The organism is Bradyrhizobium sp. HKCCYLRH2015, from assembly GCF_051168215.1.
Lineage (GTDB): Bacteria > Pseudomonadota > Alphaproteobacteria > Rhizobiales > Xanthobacteraceae > Bradyrhizobium.
The window spans coordinates 262,094-277,188 of sequence record NZ_JBNPUO010000006.1 but is presented as its reverse complement, the minus strand read 5'-3'; the positions used below and the strand labels follow the sequence as shown (position 1 = coordinate 277,188).

The following is a 15,095-nucleotide window of genomic DNA, read 5'->3' as shown; positions in this document are numbered from 1 at the left end:
AAAACGTCACATGACAGGCCCCGGAAAGAGGTCTAAGACGCGCGGCTCTTGAGTTGACCTCTTACGAGAGCCGCCATGAATCTGCGCCAGCAATGGGAAGATCAGGCCGCCCAGTGGCTAGCCTGGGCGAGGGCGCCGGGCCATGACAGCTTCTGGCGTCATCATCGCGAGCAGTTCACCAGCCTGCTGCCGGGGCCGGGTGCGCTGACGCTCGACATCGGCTGCGGCGAGGGCCGGTTGTCGCGTCATCTCAACGCCTCGGGGCACAGGGTGATCGGCATCGACGCTTCGCCCTCGCTGATCGCGGCGGCGCGCGCCGCCGATCCCGCCATCTCCGTCGTGCGCGCCGATGCGGCATCGCTGCCGCTGGCCGATGCCTGCGCCGATCTCGCGATCGCCTTCATGTCGCTGCAGGACGTCGATGCGATGCCGGCCGCAGTGCGCGAGGCGGCGCGAGTGCTGAGGCCCGGCGGCCGGCTGTGCATGGCGATCGTCCATCCGCTCAATTCGGCCGGCCGCTTCGCCAGCCTGGCGCCGGACGCGCCGTTCGTGATCCAGGGGAGCTACCTGGACTCCTTCAACTACAGCGATCCGATGGAGCGCGACGGCTTCAGCATCATCTTTCACAGCGCGCATCGTCCTCTGCAGCGCTATTTTGCGGCGTTGGAGGAGGCGGGCTTCCTGATCGAGGCGCTGCGCGAGCCGTCGATCCCCGAAGCGGCGATCACCCGCGACAGCAGCCGGCGCTGGCTGCGCGTGCCGCTGTTCCTCCAGCTGCGCTGCCTGCGCCCGTAGGGCCGGAACGCCGCGACGCGCTCCGGCTTCGCGCGGGCGTCACCCGCGCCGGGCCGCCTCGATTGCTGCAACGTCGATCTTCTTCATCGTCATCATCGCGCCGAAGACGCGCTTGGCGGCGGCGCCGCCTTCGGTCATCGCATCGGTGAGCGCGCGCGGCGTGATCTGCCAGGAGATGCCCCATTTGTCCTTGCACCAGCCGCACTGGCTTTCCTGGCCGCCATTGCCGACGATGGCAGTCCAATAGCGGTCCGTCTCCTCTTGATCGTCGGTGGCGATCTGGAACGAGAAGGATTCGTTGTGGGTGAACGCAGGTCCGCCATTGAGGCCGAGACAGGGGATGCCGCAGACGGTGAATTCCACCGTGAGCACGTCGCCAGCCTTGCCGGAAGGGTAGTCACCCGGCGCGCGATGGACTGCCGTCACTTTGCTGTCCGGAAACAGCTCGGCATAGAAGCGCGCGGCGGCCTCTGCGTCCTTGTCGAACCACAGACAGATCGTGTTCTTGGGCTTTGCCATGGCAGGGCTTCCTTCCATTTCAGTGCAGGCCGCGCGCTGGTTCACGACGCGGCGCTCGGGGTTGTGATCGCGCCGGCTCGTCGCGATCCGGCTTGATCCAAGGACGCAGCCGCCGGCCGCGATCCGACATCATGATCTGCCTTGGACGAACTTTTTGTGGCCGGCCTGCGCGGCGGATTCTTCATCACGCAGCAGTTGTAGCCGGGGTGCGGCCCTGTCGTGTAGGCTCGCGGGGGGATCGACCGGTGAGTGGGGGTGGTGAGATGAGCGTCACGCGTGCCGCGCGCCGGGGTGTGTTCACCCTGCTGGCATTGGTGGTCCTCAGCGGCCACCGCGCCGAAGCCGCGTTCGACTACGCCCGCTACAAGGAGGCCGGTCTCGACGACCTTCTGGCGCTGCCGCGCCCGGCCAAGGGTGTCGACATCAAGACGGGTGCGCCGTTCAAGCTCGAGGTCATCCTCGCGAGTGCCGGGGGTCCATGTCAGACGGGGTTCTTGAAGAAGTCGATGGCGATGTCGGGCTTCGACCAAGTCGAGAAGCTCGGCGTCTCGAATTGCATCACGGTGCGTTCATCCAAGGGGCGGGAGCTCAAGGTTTTCGTGCAGGACATCGTTTATGGCTTCCTGCCGCGCGAGGTGAAGGTCGGCGGCAAGCTGACGCTCTATGCCGTCCACATCTACACCTCCGCCGAGGGACCCGGACTGCTGGTCAACGAATTCCAGACGGTGCAGCCAGCCGCGCCGGCTCAGCAGCAGCCGTCCGAAGCCGGAATGGCCTCGTGCGGCTGCTGGTCGCTGCGCGATCATCCCGGTATCGATGTCGACGCCGGGACGGAGGGGGCACCGATCGGGGTGATGGAGGATGGCGTCGTGGTCAAGGTGGAGGCGGCCGATCAGGCGCCCGCTGACCTGCCGCTTGTCGGCGGCTGCGGGCGCTACGTCGTGCTCAAGCACAGCTATCCGAACGGCGCTGTCCTCTTCACCCGTTATGCCCATCTCGGTCGTCTGGTCGATGGCAAAGGCGAGATGCCGGCCGTCGGCGCGCGCTTCAAGCGCGGCGAGAAGATCGCCGAGGCCGGCCCCGGCAAGATCATGCATTTCGAGTTGCGGCCCGTTGCGCAAGGCAACGCGACGGTGGATTCCGGGTGGACTAAGCAATACGACGAGATTGCCGACATGGAGTGGTCACGCTACGAGCCGGTGGATCCGAGGAAGTTCGATCCCGACGCCTTTGGCGGTCTGGGCAAGCGTGGGAAGTAGGCGTCGACATGGTGAAGACTGGGGGCCGCATTCAAGCGGTGCTTGTGGGGATCGCCGCGGCGATGCTGACGGGGTGGCTCTCGCCATCGGCGCATGCACAATCGGCGCCGCGACCGGCGTCGCCGCCGCCGGCACGTCCGGCGCCCTCACCACCGGCGCCAGCCGTTCCTGCCGATCTGAAGGACCTGCGCGGCGAATGGAAACGCGCCGGCGCCGGCTTCGGCTGCGTCGTGACCCCGCCGCGCGAGCTGTCACAGGAGCTGTTGCTCGCAGTCATGGCGCGCGCCTGCATGCGGCTGGGCCCGCTGGTGGTCGGCGACGGTGCTGACACGGCGACCGCTGCGCTCGGGCAGCCCCACCGCACCTTGAAGCAGGCGCAGGACAAGGTCGCCTGGATCTATTTCGTCGGCCAGCGCGAGCACTATCCTTATTTCGTGGTCACCGTGGCCGCCGATAAGATCGTCGCGCTGCAGGTCACCGGCGACGGCACCACGACGGCTCCGGGCTACGAGCTCAGCAGCGTCGGTCTCGGCGCCCCCACCGACGATCTGGTGAAGGTGTTCGGCCAGCCCAACCATTTCGAGCCGAGCGAATTGAAGGGCGTCGAGCTCTGGACCTATCCGCCGCATGCGTTCTCCTTCGAGCTCAAGGGCGGACGGGTGATGTCGATCCGTGCTGGGAAGTCGTGATCCGGCTCCACTGATTGCGCAGCGAAGCCGGATTTGCGCATCGCGGTGCGCTAGCCGCCGGGCGACTTTGGCGGTTCCGCGCCGCCGTGAGCGGCCTGCTCGGCGCCATGGGATGACGGCGGAACAGCCTCTGACGCTGCCGGCGCCTGATCCGTCTTGGCGCCTGAGGTCTCGGCCTTCTTAACGTTGTCATCAGGGTTCTTGGCGTCTGCGCCCTTGTTGTCCGAACTCTTATTGTTCGAGCTGTTGTCGTTCGAGCTCTTGGCGTCCGGCGCCTTGTCCGGTTTCGGCGGCTCGATCAATGCCGCGCGCGTGGCCTGCACGACCGGCGCGGCGGCGTCGGCGTTGACATGGAAGAGATAGTCCTCCGCCGACCGCGTGAACAGATAGCCCCCACCGGCGGCGTCCTTCTTGTAGCGATAGGCCAGCTCGCTTCCATCGGTCCGCTTCAGCATGACGGTGACGTCGGGCGCATCCGTCTGCGCCAGCGCCGCCTTGCCCTTGCCGCGCACGTTATCGAAGGGGGGATGCGCCATCGCGCCGACCAGGGAATCGATCTTGTCGGGCCGCGGCTTCTCGTCCTTGCCGAGCCCCGCCAGCGTGAACTTGCCGTCCTTGCCATCGATGGTGACGTCGCCGACATTGACGCTGGCGATCTTGTCGCGCGGCGTGTCCAGCATGTCGTGCTGCATCCAGGCGCTGGGCTCCGCGCCGATGTCGTAGGTCGCCAGCTCGACGGCAAAGACCGGAGAGGCATCGCCGGCCCGCACATGCACCTGGCGATACGCCGGCGAGGTCCCGACCAGGAGCTCACCGACCCGGCTGCCGCCGCTCGTCAGCACCACGCGGCGCTCATGAACCTTTTCGGTGACCTTGAAGCGCTCGGCTGCGGCCTCGGTCTTCGCGATCGGCCAGCCTTTCTTCAGGCCGGCGATGCGGTCGAGCAGGCCATTGACCTTCGTCGTGTCGGCGGGAAAGTCGGCCAAGGCGGGGATCACCCATTTGCCGTCCTTGCGCGCGAGGGTGACGGTGTGGCCGGCATCGTCGTCGATCGCGACCTGATCGACCTTGGCCGGCGCGAACGCGACCAGCGGCTCCTTGGCGTCGAACGCGGCATGATCGGAACGGTTGACCGCGAAGGTGAGAGCCAGCGCGAGCTGGCCACCCAGCAGCGCCGTGAGCAGGATGGGAAGCCCTTTCATGTCCGCGCCTCCGCGATGCCGAGCATGTTGAGATATCTCCGTTGGGCGCCGAGCCGCAGCGCGCGGCGCACGATGTAGACGAGGGCGAGCCCTGCGAGCGCGAGCGCATAGTTCAGGTATTCCCAGAACATCTGGCCGCCGCTCTGCATCGGGGCGAGCGTGCGCGAGAACTGGCCGCCGCGGCTGCGCAGCGCCAGCAGCCCGCGGTCCTCCAGCGACCAGTCGACCAGGTTCTGTGCGAAGTCGAGCGGCGCCAGATATTGCGTGCGGTCGACGCTGGAGGCGAGTTGCAGCACGTCGTCCGACAGGAAAGTGCCCGAGCCGATCACGATCAGCCGCGCGCTTTCGGGCGAGCGGGAGATCACGCCGGTGATGCTGGGCTTGGCGTCGGCAGCCGCCGTCTTCGCCGCGTCATCGGGCTTTGCATCAGCCTTTGCGTCGGGTTTGGGCTCGGCAGCGTCCTTGGCGAGAGGCGATGGCTTGCCGGCGAAGAACGACGTGAACTCGCCCTCCATCATGGCCCCGAGCAGCTGGCGCCCCTGCTTGTCGGCAGGAGGGAAGCCGGTGTCGGGATGCGCCTTGAAGTCCGGCACGACGTTGGTCGTCTTGGCGGTCCATGAATGCGGCGAGCTCTGGATCAGATCGACGATCTTTCGCTTCTTGCCGACCTTGTCGGCGTCGATCGTCAATGGCGAGGCCCAGGACAGCGTCAGCTGCTGGGTGCCGGCCGAGGGTGCCGCGCCCTGCGCCAGCCCGTCGCTGCGGATGTCGGCGAAGAACGGGTAGTCCATCAGCCGGATCTGCCGCACCTTGATGCCGCCGCCGACGTCGCGTTCGCTCGGGATCGGGAACGAGGCGTTCTGGCGGTCGAGCACCATGCTGTCGCCGACCTTCACGCCCTGGAACGCCAGCCAGTCCTCCAGGCCGGACGGCGTCTTGGTCACGTCGAGATTGCCGCGCAGCGAGGGCTGATAGGGCGAGGTGGCGACGATCACCGTGCCCCCCTTCATCAGGAACTGATCGACGGCGAACAGCTGCTTCTGATCGAGCTGCTGCGGCGAGGCGACGAACAGGATGTCGGCGCGTTCGGGAACGCGTCCATCCTTCAGCTGGGTGGCGTCGACGAGCGTGTTCTCCTGCAGCTTCTGCTGCAGCAGATCGAACGACGGCCCACTGCTGCCGGGGATGCCGAGCTGCGGCATCGGCTGCTGCGCCGGCGGGGTGTACAGCGCGACGGTGCGCAGCGCGCCGGGCGTGAAGCGCTTCAGCTCGGCGTCGATGTTGCGCTTCAAGCCGTCCTTGTCGAGCTGCTCCGGCAGCTGGATCTGCTCGGTCTTGTCGCCGCTCTTCAGGATCAAATGGAACCAGAAGCGTTTCGGGTTGAGCAGGCCGAGCGAAAGCGGCTCGAGGCCGTATTCGTCCTGCAGGGTCTTGGCGATCTGTCCGCCATCGGCGTCGGGATCGACGATCTTCGCATCGAGCTTGCCCGGCGTCTTGCTCTGGTAGTCCTTGATCAGCTCCTGCAGCGCGGTCTTCAGCTTGGCGAGCGGCTCGGGCAGGTTCTTGGCCGAGATATAGGCCTCGAGCGTCACCGGCTGCGGCAGGCCGGCCAGAACGTCGCCGGAGCCGCGATAGCCGTTCAGCACCTTCTTGATCGCGCGCGTGATCGTATACTCGGGATTGCGCAGATTGACGTCGAGCTCGCTGTCGCCGTCACCGCGCTCCTTGACCTCGATGAGATCGCGGAAACCGAGCGTCGTGTACTCATCGCCATATTTGACGAGGATGTTGAAGTAGGAGTTGGTCACCGACGCCTGATACTTGCTCGAGGTCTGGAACGGCACCGGCTGGATGCCGTACTGCTTGTTGGCTTCCGCCTCGAGCGCGGCGTTCTGCATCGGGTCGACGAACTCGACCCGGACCTTGCCTTGTCCTGCGATCTCGTACTCCTTCAGGAGATCGCGCAGCCGCGGCACCAGCGGCGCCAGCAGCGGGTGGGTCTGGGCGCTGAAATAGCCCCGGATCAGCAGCGGCTCCTGCAGCTGGCCGAGATAGCTCCTTGTCTCGTCCGAGATCGAGTAGATGTGTCCCGCGGTGAGATCGGCCCGTGCGGCCGGGAGCTGGCCGAGCCACAGGTTGACCGCGACGAGATTGGCCACCGTGAGCGCGGCCACCATGCGCCAGCGCCGGTGCTGCGGCGCGCGGCCCTGCGACGACCAGCGTAGGCTCTCCAGCACATAGAGATTGAGCACCAGGAAGACGCCGAAGATGCTGAGATAGTAATAGAGGTCGCGCAGGTCGATGACGCCGCGGGCGATCGACTCGAAGCGCGACCCGGCCCCGAGCTGGCGCAGCAGCTCGCCGCCTTCGTTGCCGGTCAGCGAGGTCAGCGTGTTGGAGCCGAGCAGATAGAACGCGCCGCAGATCAGGGTGGAGACGATCAGGCTGATGACCTGGTTGTCTGAGCGGGCGCTGACGAACAGGCCAATCGAGATGTAGGCGGAGGCGAGGGCCAGCGCGGCGAGATAGCCGCCGGCCACCGGTCCCCAGTCGAGCCGGCCGATCATGGAGACCGTGATCGGGAGCGGCAGCGTCAGCGCCAGCGCGATCGCGACCAGGGCCAGGCAGGCGAGGAACTTGCCAAGGACCAGCTGCAGCGGCGCGACCGGCGATGTCAGCAGGAACTCCAGCGTGCCGGCGCGCCGCTCCTCGCTCCACATCCGCATCGTGATGGCCGACACGATGAAGATCATCAGCACCGGCATCCATTCGAACAGCGGCCGGACGTCGGCGATGTTGCGGGCGAAGAAGCGGTCGACCCAGAAGAACAGGAACAGGGTGACGGCGAGGAACGCGGCCATGAAGATGAAGGCCGCGGGCGAGGCGAAGAAGACGGCCAGCTCCTTGCGAGCGATACGAAGAACGTTATGCATGCAGGGCCTCCGGGGTCGGCGCGCCGGCGCCGGTGATGTCGGCAAACAGGGTTTCGAGATCGCGCTGTTCGGGATGCAGGGCGAACAGATCGAGCTTGTTGTCGGTGATGACGCGGGCGACGGCCGGCGCCACGGCGCTGGCCGCGTGGCCATTGAGGTTGAGGGCATAGGCATGGCCGGGCTCGGCCGCCGTCAGCCGCTCGACGCTCTTGACGAGGCCAAGCCCTGTGACCAGCCGCTCGACCAGGTCGGGCGGCCCGCTGGTGACGAGACGCAGCCGGCCAGGCCCGCCGAGATCGCTCATCCTTGTGTCGAGCGCCAGCCGGCCGCGGTTGATCACCAGCACGCGCTCGCACACGGCGCGCACCTCCTGGAGGATGTGGGTCGACAGGATCACCGTCGCGGTCTTCGCGAGATCCCTGATCAGTCCGCGCATCTGGGCGATCTGCGACGGATCGAGGCCGTTGGTCGGCTCGTCGAGGATCACGATCTTCGGCTTGTGCAGGATCGCCTGTGCGACGCCGGTGCGCTGCCGGTAGCCGCGCGACAGGCTCGCGATCGGCGCGGTGGCCTTTTCCGCAAGGCCGGTCGCGGCGATGGCATCGCGCAGCGCCTGCGCCCGGGCGCCCGGCGGGATTCCTCTCAGCTCCGCCGCGTAGTCGAGGAATTCGACCACTGTCATCTCGGGATACAGCGGACAATTCTCGGGCAGGTAGCCGATCAGTGCCTGCGCCTGCCGGCGCTGCCTGCCGATGTCGTGGCCATGAATGGTCGCCGTGCCGGCGGTCGGCTCGAGATAGCCCGTCAGCATTTTCATGATGGTGGTCTTGCCGGCGCCATTGTGCCCGAGCAGGCCGACGATCTCGCCGTCGCCGACCTCAAAGGAGACGTCGTCGACGGCGGTGAATGACCCGTATTGGCGGGTCAGGTGTTCGGCGGAGATCATGTGACGTGTCGCTCCTGAGTTGGCCGTCGCGGCGCCGGATCCTGATCGACATGCAGGATCGATCACCGGCGGCACGCGCGTCGGATGCAGCTGAGAGGATCGGGCCGACCGAACCGGTGGTCGTCGGCATGGAAGCTGAGAGATCGGCGCGCCGAGCGCAGCGGTTCAGAGCGGCCCGGCCTATGCGATGGGGGGAGTCATCATCCGGAAGAGCACATCGTGCGACGAAGCCTTGTGCAACACCTTGGGAGGTCGTGAAGCGTTTGTTTCCCGCCGTTCTGTTGGTTGCGGCTAACTAATCGAACGCGAGCAGATGAATCAAGCGGGGGCAGCCGCCCTGGATCGATCACGACCGGTCAATTGGATGTGAGCGGGCAAGTCGAACGCACGTGCTGCGCCGACCGCGATCCGCGCCGGTGCGCATGACTTCGACGGCTGCGCGTGGCCTGGCACTTGGCCGTCGTGGTAATGAGGGCGTCACGGTCCACGACATCCCGGCGATCTTCGTCCGCTCGCAAGACCGCGCGTCGGAGCGCGGCTCCTTTCGGGTCGTCGGACCGGAACTACCCGTCGCACGACTGTGATTTGCGCGGCCGTGACGAGTCGCCTGGTAACCTTTCCCGGTCTGAGATCGTATCGTCGAATGGCAGCATCCGGACACGCGGGTGGGAGGTATTCAATTGCACAAGAGGCAGTCGCGCATCGTGCGCATCACGCACCGTCCCAGCGGCGAGGTAATCGCCGAGGGGCCTGTCGGACTCTGGGACATCACGCCGTTCGAGGGAAACTTCTACATTCGGTGGCGCTGCCTGAGAACACGCCATCTGCGTCCGAACTGGATTCCCGGACTGTGCATCTACAAATTCCTGTATGTGTGGCTCGACCTGGAGCTCTCGGACGGCCGGCGCGAGCCGTCGATCGGATGGCTGTACTGGCTGCCCAATCCGCTGTTCGCCTTCATCGCGTTCCGGCCCGCCGTTCCGCAGTTTTCGCCAGCGTTTGCCATCGAGGAACTGGCGCGGTGAGCGTTGCGAGCCGGCGCGAGGTGATCGGCGGGCTGCTGACGGCGCTCATGGCGCGCGCGGGATCCGCTTCGGCTGCATCCGCCGACGACGACGTGCCTGCCTTCACAACCGGCCGTCACCAACTCACGCTGTTGCGGCCGCAGCAGAGCCTGCCGGCGATACGGCTGTTTCGCCTCGACGGCGGTACGCTCGATCTCGCCGCGCTACGCGGCGCGCCAATCGTGCTGAATTTCTGGGCCTCGTGGTGCGCGGCCTGCCGCATCGAGCTGCCGGAGCTCGATCGGCTTGCACGCAGTGTCGCGCGCCAGCGCCTGCACGTCCTCGCGGTATCCGAAGACCGCAGCGATCGCGACAGTGTCGGTCGCTTCGTGCGCGCGCTGAGGCTGACGTCGCTGTCCATCTGCCTCGATCCGAACGGATACGTGGCGCAATCCGGAGACGACGGTGGCAGGCCTGCGCCGTTTACGCTGTATGGCATGCCGATCACCTATCTGATCTCGGCTTCAGGTCTGATCGTCGGATACCTCCCGGGTGCGGCCGACTGGTCGTCGTCGGCGGCGGCAGATCTGCTCGAATATCTCGGGCGCAACTGAGCGATGAATCGCGAAGCAGTCAGCGTAACCTTCCGATGCATTGGAGCGAACCGATGGACAGGCGCGCCGATGGCCGCCAGACACCTGCAATGTCCGCAGGCTGAAACCCGGAGAATGGAGGAATTCGCATGTCCAATCGCACGCTGTCCGCAATGATCGTCGGCGCATTTGCGGTCGCTGCCGGCGCGCTCGCCGTCACGTCCGCCTCGGCGGAGACGATGGCCAAGGGCGACATGGAAAAGATGATGAAGGCCAAGCAGGCCGAGACCATGAAGGCCATGAAGGACGGCAAGATGGAGAAGTGTTTTGGCGTCGCGCTGAAGGGCCAGAACGACTGTTTTGCTGGCGCCGGCACGACCTGCGCGGGTACCAGCACGATCGATTATCAGGGCAATTCGTTCAAGCTGGAGCCGAAGGGGACTTGCACGACAATGCAGACCCCCAAGGGTCCGGGTAGCCTAACGCCGAAGGCCTGAGACATCGTCGGCGGGCTGCTTGCGGCCCGCCATTTCTCTCGATCGGAGTCTGCACGTGGCACGCGCGCAATTCTCGACGGCCGACCGGATCCCCGCGCGGGGCGGCGTCGGCCTCAAGGCCGAGCACTATCGCGGTATCGTCGAAACGTGGCCCGATATCGGCTTCTTCGAAGTCCATGCCGAGAACTACATGGGCGCGGGCGGGCCGCCGCATCGCTATCTCACGGCCGTTCGCGAGCGCTATCCGCTGTCGCTGCATGGAGTCGGATTGTCGATCGGGGCCGATCGGCCGCTCGACCAGGCCCATCTCGGCCGTCTCAAGCATCTGGTCGACCGCTACGAACCAGGGTTGTTTTCCGAGCACCTCGCCTGGTCGTCGCACGGTAGCGGCTTTCTCAACGATCTGCTTCCGGTTCCCTATACGAGCGAGACCCTTATCCGCGTCTGCGATCACGTCGACGAGGTGCAGAGCGTGCTCGGCCGGCGGATGCTGCTGGAAAATCCATCGACCTACGTCGCGTTCACCGAGAGCAACTGGTCCGAGCCCGACTTCATCGCCGAGGTCGCCCGCCGCACGGGCTGCGGGCTGCTGCTCGACGTCAACAACGTCCATGTCGCCGCGACCAATCAGCAGTGGGACCCGCATGGCTATCTCGCCGCCTTGCCGCTCGCGCAGGTGTTGCAGGTCCATCTTGCCGGCCACGCCCGCGAAGTCGACGAACATGGCAGGCCGCTGCTGATCGACACCCACGACCGACCGGTCGACGACGTCGTCTGGTCGCTGTATGCGCATGCGATCCGCGCGACCGGCCCGGTGCCGACATTGATCGAGTGGGACGCTGAGGTGCCGCCATGGCAGGTGCTTGCGGCGGAGGCCCGCCACGCAGAGGCCGTCATGCTCTCGCCGTCGCTGGAGGTGGTCTGTAATGCCGCCGCTTGCTGAACGTCTCGGCGGCTTTGCGCGCGCACTGCTCGATCCCGCGCAGCCGGTGCCTCCAGGTCTAGTCGGGCCGGACGGGAGGCCGAGCGACCGCCGGTTCGGAGTTTATCGCAACAATGTCGTCGCCGGCTTGACCGCAACACTGAAGGACGCCTACCCGGCGGTGTATCGCATCGTCGGAGCGGAGTTCTTCCATGCCATGGCGCGCTGCTATCTGTCGTCCGAGCTACCGAGCTCGCCGATCCTGCTCGACTATGGCAGCGGCTTCGCGGCGTTCATTCGCGGCTTCGCGCCGGCGTCAGTGCTGCCGTATCTCGCCGACGTCGCAGCGATGGAGCGCGCCTGGACCGAGTCGTATCATGCGGCGGAAGCCGAGCCGGTCACGCCTGCGGCTTTCGCCGCCGTAGCGCCGGCCGATCTGCCGGCCCTCCGCCTGCACTTGCATCCATCCCTGCGGCTGGTGTGCTCGGCGTTTCCCGTGCTTACGGTCTGGCAGATGAATGTCGCGGAGGGAATTGCTGGCCCGGTCGATCTCGACGCGGGCGGTGGTGAGGCGGTTCTGATCGTCCGTCCCGAAGCCGATGTCGTGGTTCGCGCGATCCCGTCGGGCAGCCTTGCGTTCGTTCAGGCCTTGTTGGCCGGTCGGTCGATACTGATGGCGGTCGAAGACGCGCTGCGCGAGGATGCCGGCTTCGACCTTGCCGGCACCCTGCACGATCTGATCCATGGCGGAGCCGTGATCGGCTCCGACCACGTGACGATGGCGGAGGCGTCATGAGCGCGGACAGCCGGGCTCTCGCGTTGCCCATGTCGGATGCGATCGATCGGCTCGTGCGGCTGGCTCTGATCGTCGCGCCGCCGATGCTGCGCATCGCGCTTGCGGCGCCGTTCTTCAGATCCGGGCTCACCAAATGGGATGGCTTCCTGTCGCTGTCACCGGCCGCGGCGTATCTGTTCGAGGACGAGTTCAAGCTGCATCTGTTCGGTCAGGCCTATGATTTTCCCTGGCCTGCGGTGTTCGCTCATCTCGATGGCGTGGCCGAGATGCTGCTGCCGGTTCTCCTGGTGGCCGGGCTGGCGACCCGGATCAGCGCGCTCGGGCTGTTGGTCATGACCGCCTTCATCCAGCTCGTCGTCCCGGATGGCTGGGCCAATTTTCATCTGCCCTGGGCTGCGATGGCGGTTGCGATCATCGCGCTCGGGCCCGGGCTCATCAGCCTCGATCATCTCGTCCTGTCGCTCGGTCGAAAGCTGGAGGGCGCCGATGGGCAGTGACCAGAGCGGTCCTGCACCGCGGCTGAGGCTCGTCCCGGTGGACGCGCCGAGCGGGGCGGACCTCAAGCCGGGACGGCGCGCGCTCGATTGGGCGATTCTGATGGCGCATGCCCAGGAGGGTGATCGTGTCGCCTATCAGCGGCTGCTGCAGGAGATCACGCCCTACCTTCGCTCTCTCGCGGCACGGCGCTGCAAGCAGCGCAGCGACATCGAGGACGCGGTGCAGGACGTGCTGTTGACCATTCACTCGGTCCGCCACACCTACGATCCGACGCGCCCGTTCGCGCCGTGGCTGGTGACCATCACCAACCGTCGCCTGATCGACCGAGTACGGCGGCAGTCGCGCCAATGGCGGCGTGAGACTGTGTTGTCTCCCGAGCACGAGATCGCAGCCGGGCCCGAGACCGGCGTGGAGGCGGCGCCCGACCGCCGCGAATTGGAGCTGGCGATCGACAACCTCCCGCCCGCACAGCAACAAGCCGTGCGCCTGTTGAAGCTCAGGGAGCTGTCGCTCAAGGAGGCCTCGGCGGCAACCGGAATGTCCACGACCTCATTGAAGGTGAACATGCATCGCGCTCTGAAGAGTCTTCAGAAGCTGCTCATTCCGCGGAACGAGCCATGATCCAGACCGGCGATCTGATCGACTCTCTTGCGAACGACATGCGGCCGGTCAAGCGGCTGCGGCCGCCGCTGCTGCGTGCCTGCGGCTGGCTGATCGGGGCAGGCGCCGTAGTGGCGCTGCTCGCCGTCAACCAGGGGATCCGTCCGGATCTGGCGCAGCGTCTGCACGATGCGCCATTCGTGACCAGTCTCGTCGGCTCGATCCTGACCGGCGTGCTGGCCGCGATCGCGGCATTCCTGGTCAGTCTTCCCGACCGCTCGCGGTGGTGGATGCTGCTGCCGATGCCGGCGCTGGCGCTATGGCTGTCCAACATCGGCTATCAGTGCCTCACCGACTGGGTTGCGGTTGGTCCCGACGGCATGAGCCCTGGCGAGGCGGCCCGCTGCTTCACGACGCTTGCTGTGACGAGCCTGCCGTTGTCGCTGGCCCTGCTGGTGATGCTGCGCTACGCGGCGCGTCTGCGGCCGACCATCGTCGCCTTGACCGGCGGCCTCGCCGTGTCCGCGATCACGTCGACGGCGCTCGCGCTGTTTCATACGATCGACGCCTCGGTGATGATCCTGATGTGGAACGTCGGAACGGCTGTCCTGCTGATCGGCGCGGGTGGCCTGTTCGGACGTCGGATGTTCGGCTGGGTCGCGCCGCGCGTCTTTGCGCAGGACTGAGCTCGCGGTCGGTGGACTGACGGGGACCGTAACCTTCGTCGTGCTTGGAGCGAACAGTCTCCGGGCTCAGGCGCAGACAGCCCCTCGGGACGCGCATCGCGCGTCGATGTTCACAGGCGCGAGGAGATTGAGACAATGCAACGATCGAAAAGCCTTGCCGGGTTGGCCAGTGCGGCGCTGATGCTGGCGGCGCTCGTGCCGTCCGGCGCCAGCCGGGCTGCCGATGCGACCCATCTGTCGTTCGTCACCCACGCGGCATTCTTCTCGGCGGAGACGAAGCAGCCGAAGCCGCTCGATCCCCATGCCTTCGTCGCGGACGCCGCGGCGTTGGCCGCCGTCGGGCCGCAGAACATCTCCCACGTCGCGGGTTTCCGTCCGGCCTTCATCGAGCAGGATGCGAAGACCGCCGCGGTCGCCAATGCGAATGGCGAGCCGATCGGCTTCACGCTCGGCGACTGGCTCGCGGCGAGCGGCAGCGTGACGCTCACTCCTTCGGCCGGCGGCAAGGTCGAGATCGCCATGAGCTTCGACCATCTGAAGCCGGGCGGTCACTACAGCCTGTTCGAGAATCACTTCGATCAAAAGCCGGTCGGCTTCACGCCGCTCGATGGCACTGCGACGGCCAATGATTTCGTGGCCGGGCCGGACGGCAGGGCGAAGCTGATGATCATCGCGCCGCAGCCGCTGACCCACGACAACGCCGTGCTGCTGGTCTATCACAGCGACGGCATGACGCATGGCGCGAAGCGCGGCGACATCGGCGTCAATGCCCATCACCAGCTGATCGCGCGGATTCCGGAATAGATCATCGGCTGCGATCCCGCTGGGCGTCACGCGCCGCGGGATCGTTGCCAGCGGACTTCGATCCAGGACTCCCAACTCGTCGTCAGTGGCTTGCGCTCCGTCATGGCCGGCCGGACCTTTCGTCAGAACGAGGATGCAAGGTTACCCACCGGCCGCGACCATCAGCGAAAATAATGATTGCTGGTTTTCAGAAAACATGCTTATATCTCTGCAACCCGCCTCGAGCAGAGGGACGTACGCGTCGTCACGAACGTGGAGGCGGGCTGCGATGGACGTGACGGCTGTGCCAGACGAGCGCAGCCGTGACGGACGGCGAAGTCGTGTGGTCCTGGCCTCTCGACGCTGAGGTCAA

General features: G+C 66.3%; 16 protein-coding genes. 12 read left to right on the top strand and 4 right to left on the bottom strand.

Annotated features, from left to right (window positions below; genetic code table 11):
- Positions 1 to 75 precede the first annotated feature (75 nt).
- A complete protein-coding gene (locus ACQR1H_RS17805; protein WP_434907936.1) occupies positions 76 to 795 on the top strand; it encodes a class I SAM-dependent methyltransferase in 720 nt (239 codons plus the stop codon).
- A 39-nt stretch (positions 796 to 834) separates the two neighbouring features.
- On the opposite strand, the gene ACQR1H_RS17800 is transcribed toward ACQR1H_RS17805, so the two are convergent.
- Positions 835 to 1,314 (bottom strand): VOC family protein, encoded by a 480-nt coding sequence (locus ACQR1H_RS17800; RefSeq protein WP_434907935.1) that lies wholly within the window; start codon positions 1,312 to 1,314, stop codon positions 835 to 837.
- A gap of 263 nt (positions 1,315 to 1,577) precedes the next feature.
- On the opposite strand from ACQR1H_RS17800, the gene ACQR1H_RS17795 reads away from it, so the two are divergent.
- A complete protein-coding gene (locus tag ACQR1H_RS17795; RefSeq protein WP_434907934.1) occupies positions 1,578 to 2,573 on the top strand; it encodes a M23 family metallopeptidase in 996 nt (331 codons plus the stop codon).
- Positions 2,574 to 2,581: 8 nt separating this feature from the next.
- Positions 2,582 to 3,262, top strand: coding sequence for a hypothetical protein (locus ACQR1H_RS17790; RefSeq protein ID WP_434907933.1), 681 nt, complete (start codon positions 2,582 to 2,584; stop codon positions 3,260 to 3,262).
- A gap of 50 nt (positions 3,263 to 3,312) precedes the next feature.
- Here ACQR1H_RS17790 and ACQR1H_RS17785 read toward each other — a convergent pair whose 3' ends face one another.
- The 3 genes from ACQR1H_RS17785 to ACQR1H_RS17775 are packed head-to-tail and all read right to left on the bottom strand — an operon-like array spanning position 3,313 to position 8,343.
- Entirely contained in the window at positions 3,313 to 4,464 is a 1,152-nt protein-coding gene (locus ACQR1H_RS17785; RefSeq protein WP_434907932.1) for a DUF4340 domain-containing protein, read from the bottom strand.
- Complete coding sequence (locus tag ACQR1H_RS17780; RefSeq protein ID WP_434907931.1) at positions 4,461 to 7,397, bottom strand: Gldg family protein; 2,937 nt, start codon at positions 7,395 to 7,397, stop codon at positions 4,461 to 4,463. Before ACQR1H_RS17780 ends, ACQR1H_RS17785 begins: the two co-directional genes overlap by 4 nt.
- A complete protein-coding gene (locus tag ACQR1H_RS17775; protein WP_434845412.1) occupies positions 7,390 to 8,343 on the bottom strand; it encodes an ABC transporter ATP-binding protein in 954 nt (317 codons plus the stop codon). Before ACQR1H_RS17775 ends, ACQR1H_RS17780 begins: the two co-directional genes overlap by 8 nt.
- A gap of 680 nt (positions 8,344 to 9,023) precedes the next feature.
- On the opposite strand from ACQR1H_RS17775, the gene ACQR1H_RS17770 reads away from it, so the two are divergent.
- From ACQR1H_RS17770 to ACQR1H_RS17730, 9 genes are all read left to right on the top strand, one after another.
- Entirely contained in the window at positions 9,024 to 9,368 is a 345-nt protein-coding gene (locus tag ACQR1H_RS17770; protein WP_434907930.1) for a hypothetical protein, read from the top strand.
- A gap of 20 nt (positions 9,369 to 9,388) precedes the next feature.
- Complete coding sequence (locus tag ACQR1H_RS17765; protein ID WP_316238449.1) at positions 9,389 to 9,961, top strand: TlpA disulfide reductase family protein; 573 nt, start codon at positions 9,389 to 9,391, stop codon at positions 9,959 to 9,961.
- 128 nt (positions 9,962 to 10,089) lie between these two features.
- Positions 10,090 to 10,437 (top strand): BufA1 family periplasmic bufferin-type metallophore, encoded by a 348-nt coding sequence (locus tag ACQR1H_RS17760; RefSeq protein ID WP_315804499.1) that lies wholly within the window; start codon positions 10,090 to 10,092, stop codon positions 10,435 to 10,437.
- A gap of 55 nt (positions 10,438 to 10,492) precedes the next feature.
- Positions 10,493 to 11,380, top strand: a complete 888-nt coding sequence (bufB, locus tag ACQR1H_RS17755; protein WP_434907929.1) for an MNIO family bufferin maturase — start codon at positions 10,493 to 10,495, stop codon at positions 11,378 to 11,380.
- Complete coding sequence (locus ACQR1H_RS17750) at positions 11,364 to 12,155, top strand: HvfC/BufC N-terminal domain-containing protein (protein WP_316238451.1); 792 nt, start codon at positions 11,364 to 11,366, stop codon at positions 12,153 to 12,155. The genes bufB and ACQR1H_RS17750 overlap by 17 nt, the downstream gene beginning before the upstream one ends.
- 29 nt (positions 12,156 to 12,184) lie before the next feature.
- Positions 12,185 to 12,652 (top strand): DoxX family protein, encoded by a 468-nt coding sequence (locus ACQR1H_RS17745; protein WP_316238499.1) that lies wholly within the window; start codon positions 12,185 to 12,187, stop codon positions 12,650 to 12,652.
- Positions 12,642 to 13,274, top strand: a complete 633-nt coding sequence (locus ACQR1H_RS17740; RefSeq protein WP_316238452.1) for a sigma-70 family RNA polymerase sigma factor — start codon at positions 12,642 to 12,644, stop codon at positions 13,272 to 13,274. Before ACQR1H_RS17745 ends, ACQR1H_RS17740 begins: the two co-directional genes overlap by 11 nt.
- The gene (locus ACQR1H_RS17735) at positions 13,271 to 13,939 is read left to right on the top strand and encodes an NrsF family protein (RefSeq protein ID WP_434894084.1); all 669 of its coding nucleotides are present in this window, start codon (positions 13,271 to 13,273) and stop codon (positions 13,937 to 13,939) included. Before ACQR1H_RS17740 ends, ACQR1H_RS17735 begins: the two co-directional genes overlap by 4 nt.
- Positions 13,940 to 14,074: 135 nt before the next feature.
- Positions 14,075 to 14,743: a hypothetical protein gene (locus tag ACQR1H_RS17730; RefSeq protein WP_434839128.1), complete on the top strand. Its 669-nt coding sequence runs from the start codon at positions 14,075 to 14,077 to the stop codon at positions 14,741 to 14,743.
- Positions 14,744 to 15,095 lie beyond the last annotated feature (352 nt).

Excerpts from the sequence above, each read along its gene's own strand:
- ACQR1H_RS17805 (WP_434907936.1), top strand. The coding sequence starts at position 76 with ATGAATCTGCGCCAGCAATGGGAAGATCAGGCCGCCCAGTGGCTAGCC.
- ACQR1H_RS17760 (WP_315804499.1), top strand. The coding sequence starts at position 10,090 with ATGTCCAATCGCACGCTGTCCGCAATGATCGTCGGCGCATTTGCGGTC.
- ACQR1H_RS17775 (WP_434845412.1), bottom strand. The coding sequence starts at position 8,343 with ATGATCTCCGCCGAACACCTGACCCGCCAATACGGGTCATTCACCGCC.
- ACQR1H_RS17780 (WP_434907931.1), bottom strand. The coding sequence starts at position 7,397 with ATGCATAACGTTCTTCGTATCGCTCGCAAGGAGCTGGCCGTCTTCTTC.
- ACQR1H_RS17745 (WP_316238499.1), top strand. The coding sequence starts at position 12,185 with ATGTCGGATGCGATCGATCGGCTCGTGCGGCTGGCTCTGATCGTCGCG.
- ACQR1H_RS17735 (WP_434894084.1), top strand. The coding sequence starts at position 13,271 with ATGATCCAGACCGGCGATCTGATCGACTCTCTTGCGAACGACATGCGG.
- ACQR1H_RS17740 (WP_316238452.1), top strand. The coding sequence starts at position 12,642 with ATGGGCAGTGACCAGAGCGGTCCTGCACCGCGGCTGAGGCTCGTCCCG.
- ACQR1H_RS17795 (WP_434907934.1), top strand. The coding sequence starts at position 1,578 with ATGAGCGTCACGCGTGCCGCGCGCCGGGGTGTGTTCACCCTGCTGGCA.
- ACQR1H_RS17790 (WP_434907933.1), top strand. The coding sequence starts at position 2,582 with ATGGTGAAGACTGGGGGCCGCATTCAAGCGGTGCTTGTGGGGATCGCC.
- ACQR1H_RS17750 (WP_316238451.1), top strand. The coding sequence starts at position 11,364 with ATGCCGCCGCTTGCTGAACGTCTCGGCGGCTTTGCGCGCGCACTGCTC.
- ACQR1H_RS17730 (WP_434839128.1), top strand. The coding sequence starts at position 14,075 with ATGCAACGATCGAAAAGCCTTGCCGGGTTGGCCAGTGCGGCGCTGATG.
- ACQR1H_RS17800 (WP_434907935.1), bottom strand. The coding sequence starts at position 1,314 with ATGGCAAAGCCCAAGAACACGATCTGTCTGTGGTTCGACAAGGACGCA.
- ACQR1H_RS17785 (WP_434907932.1), bottom strand. The coding sequence starts at position 4,464 with ATGAAAGGGCTTCCCATCCTGCTCACGGCGCTGCTGGGTGGCCAGCTC.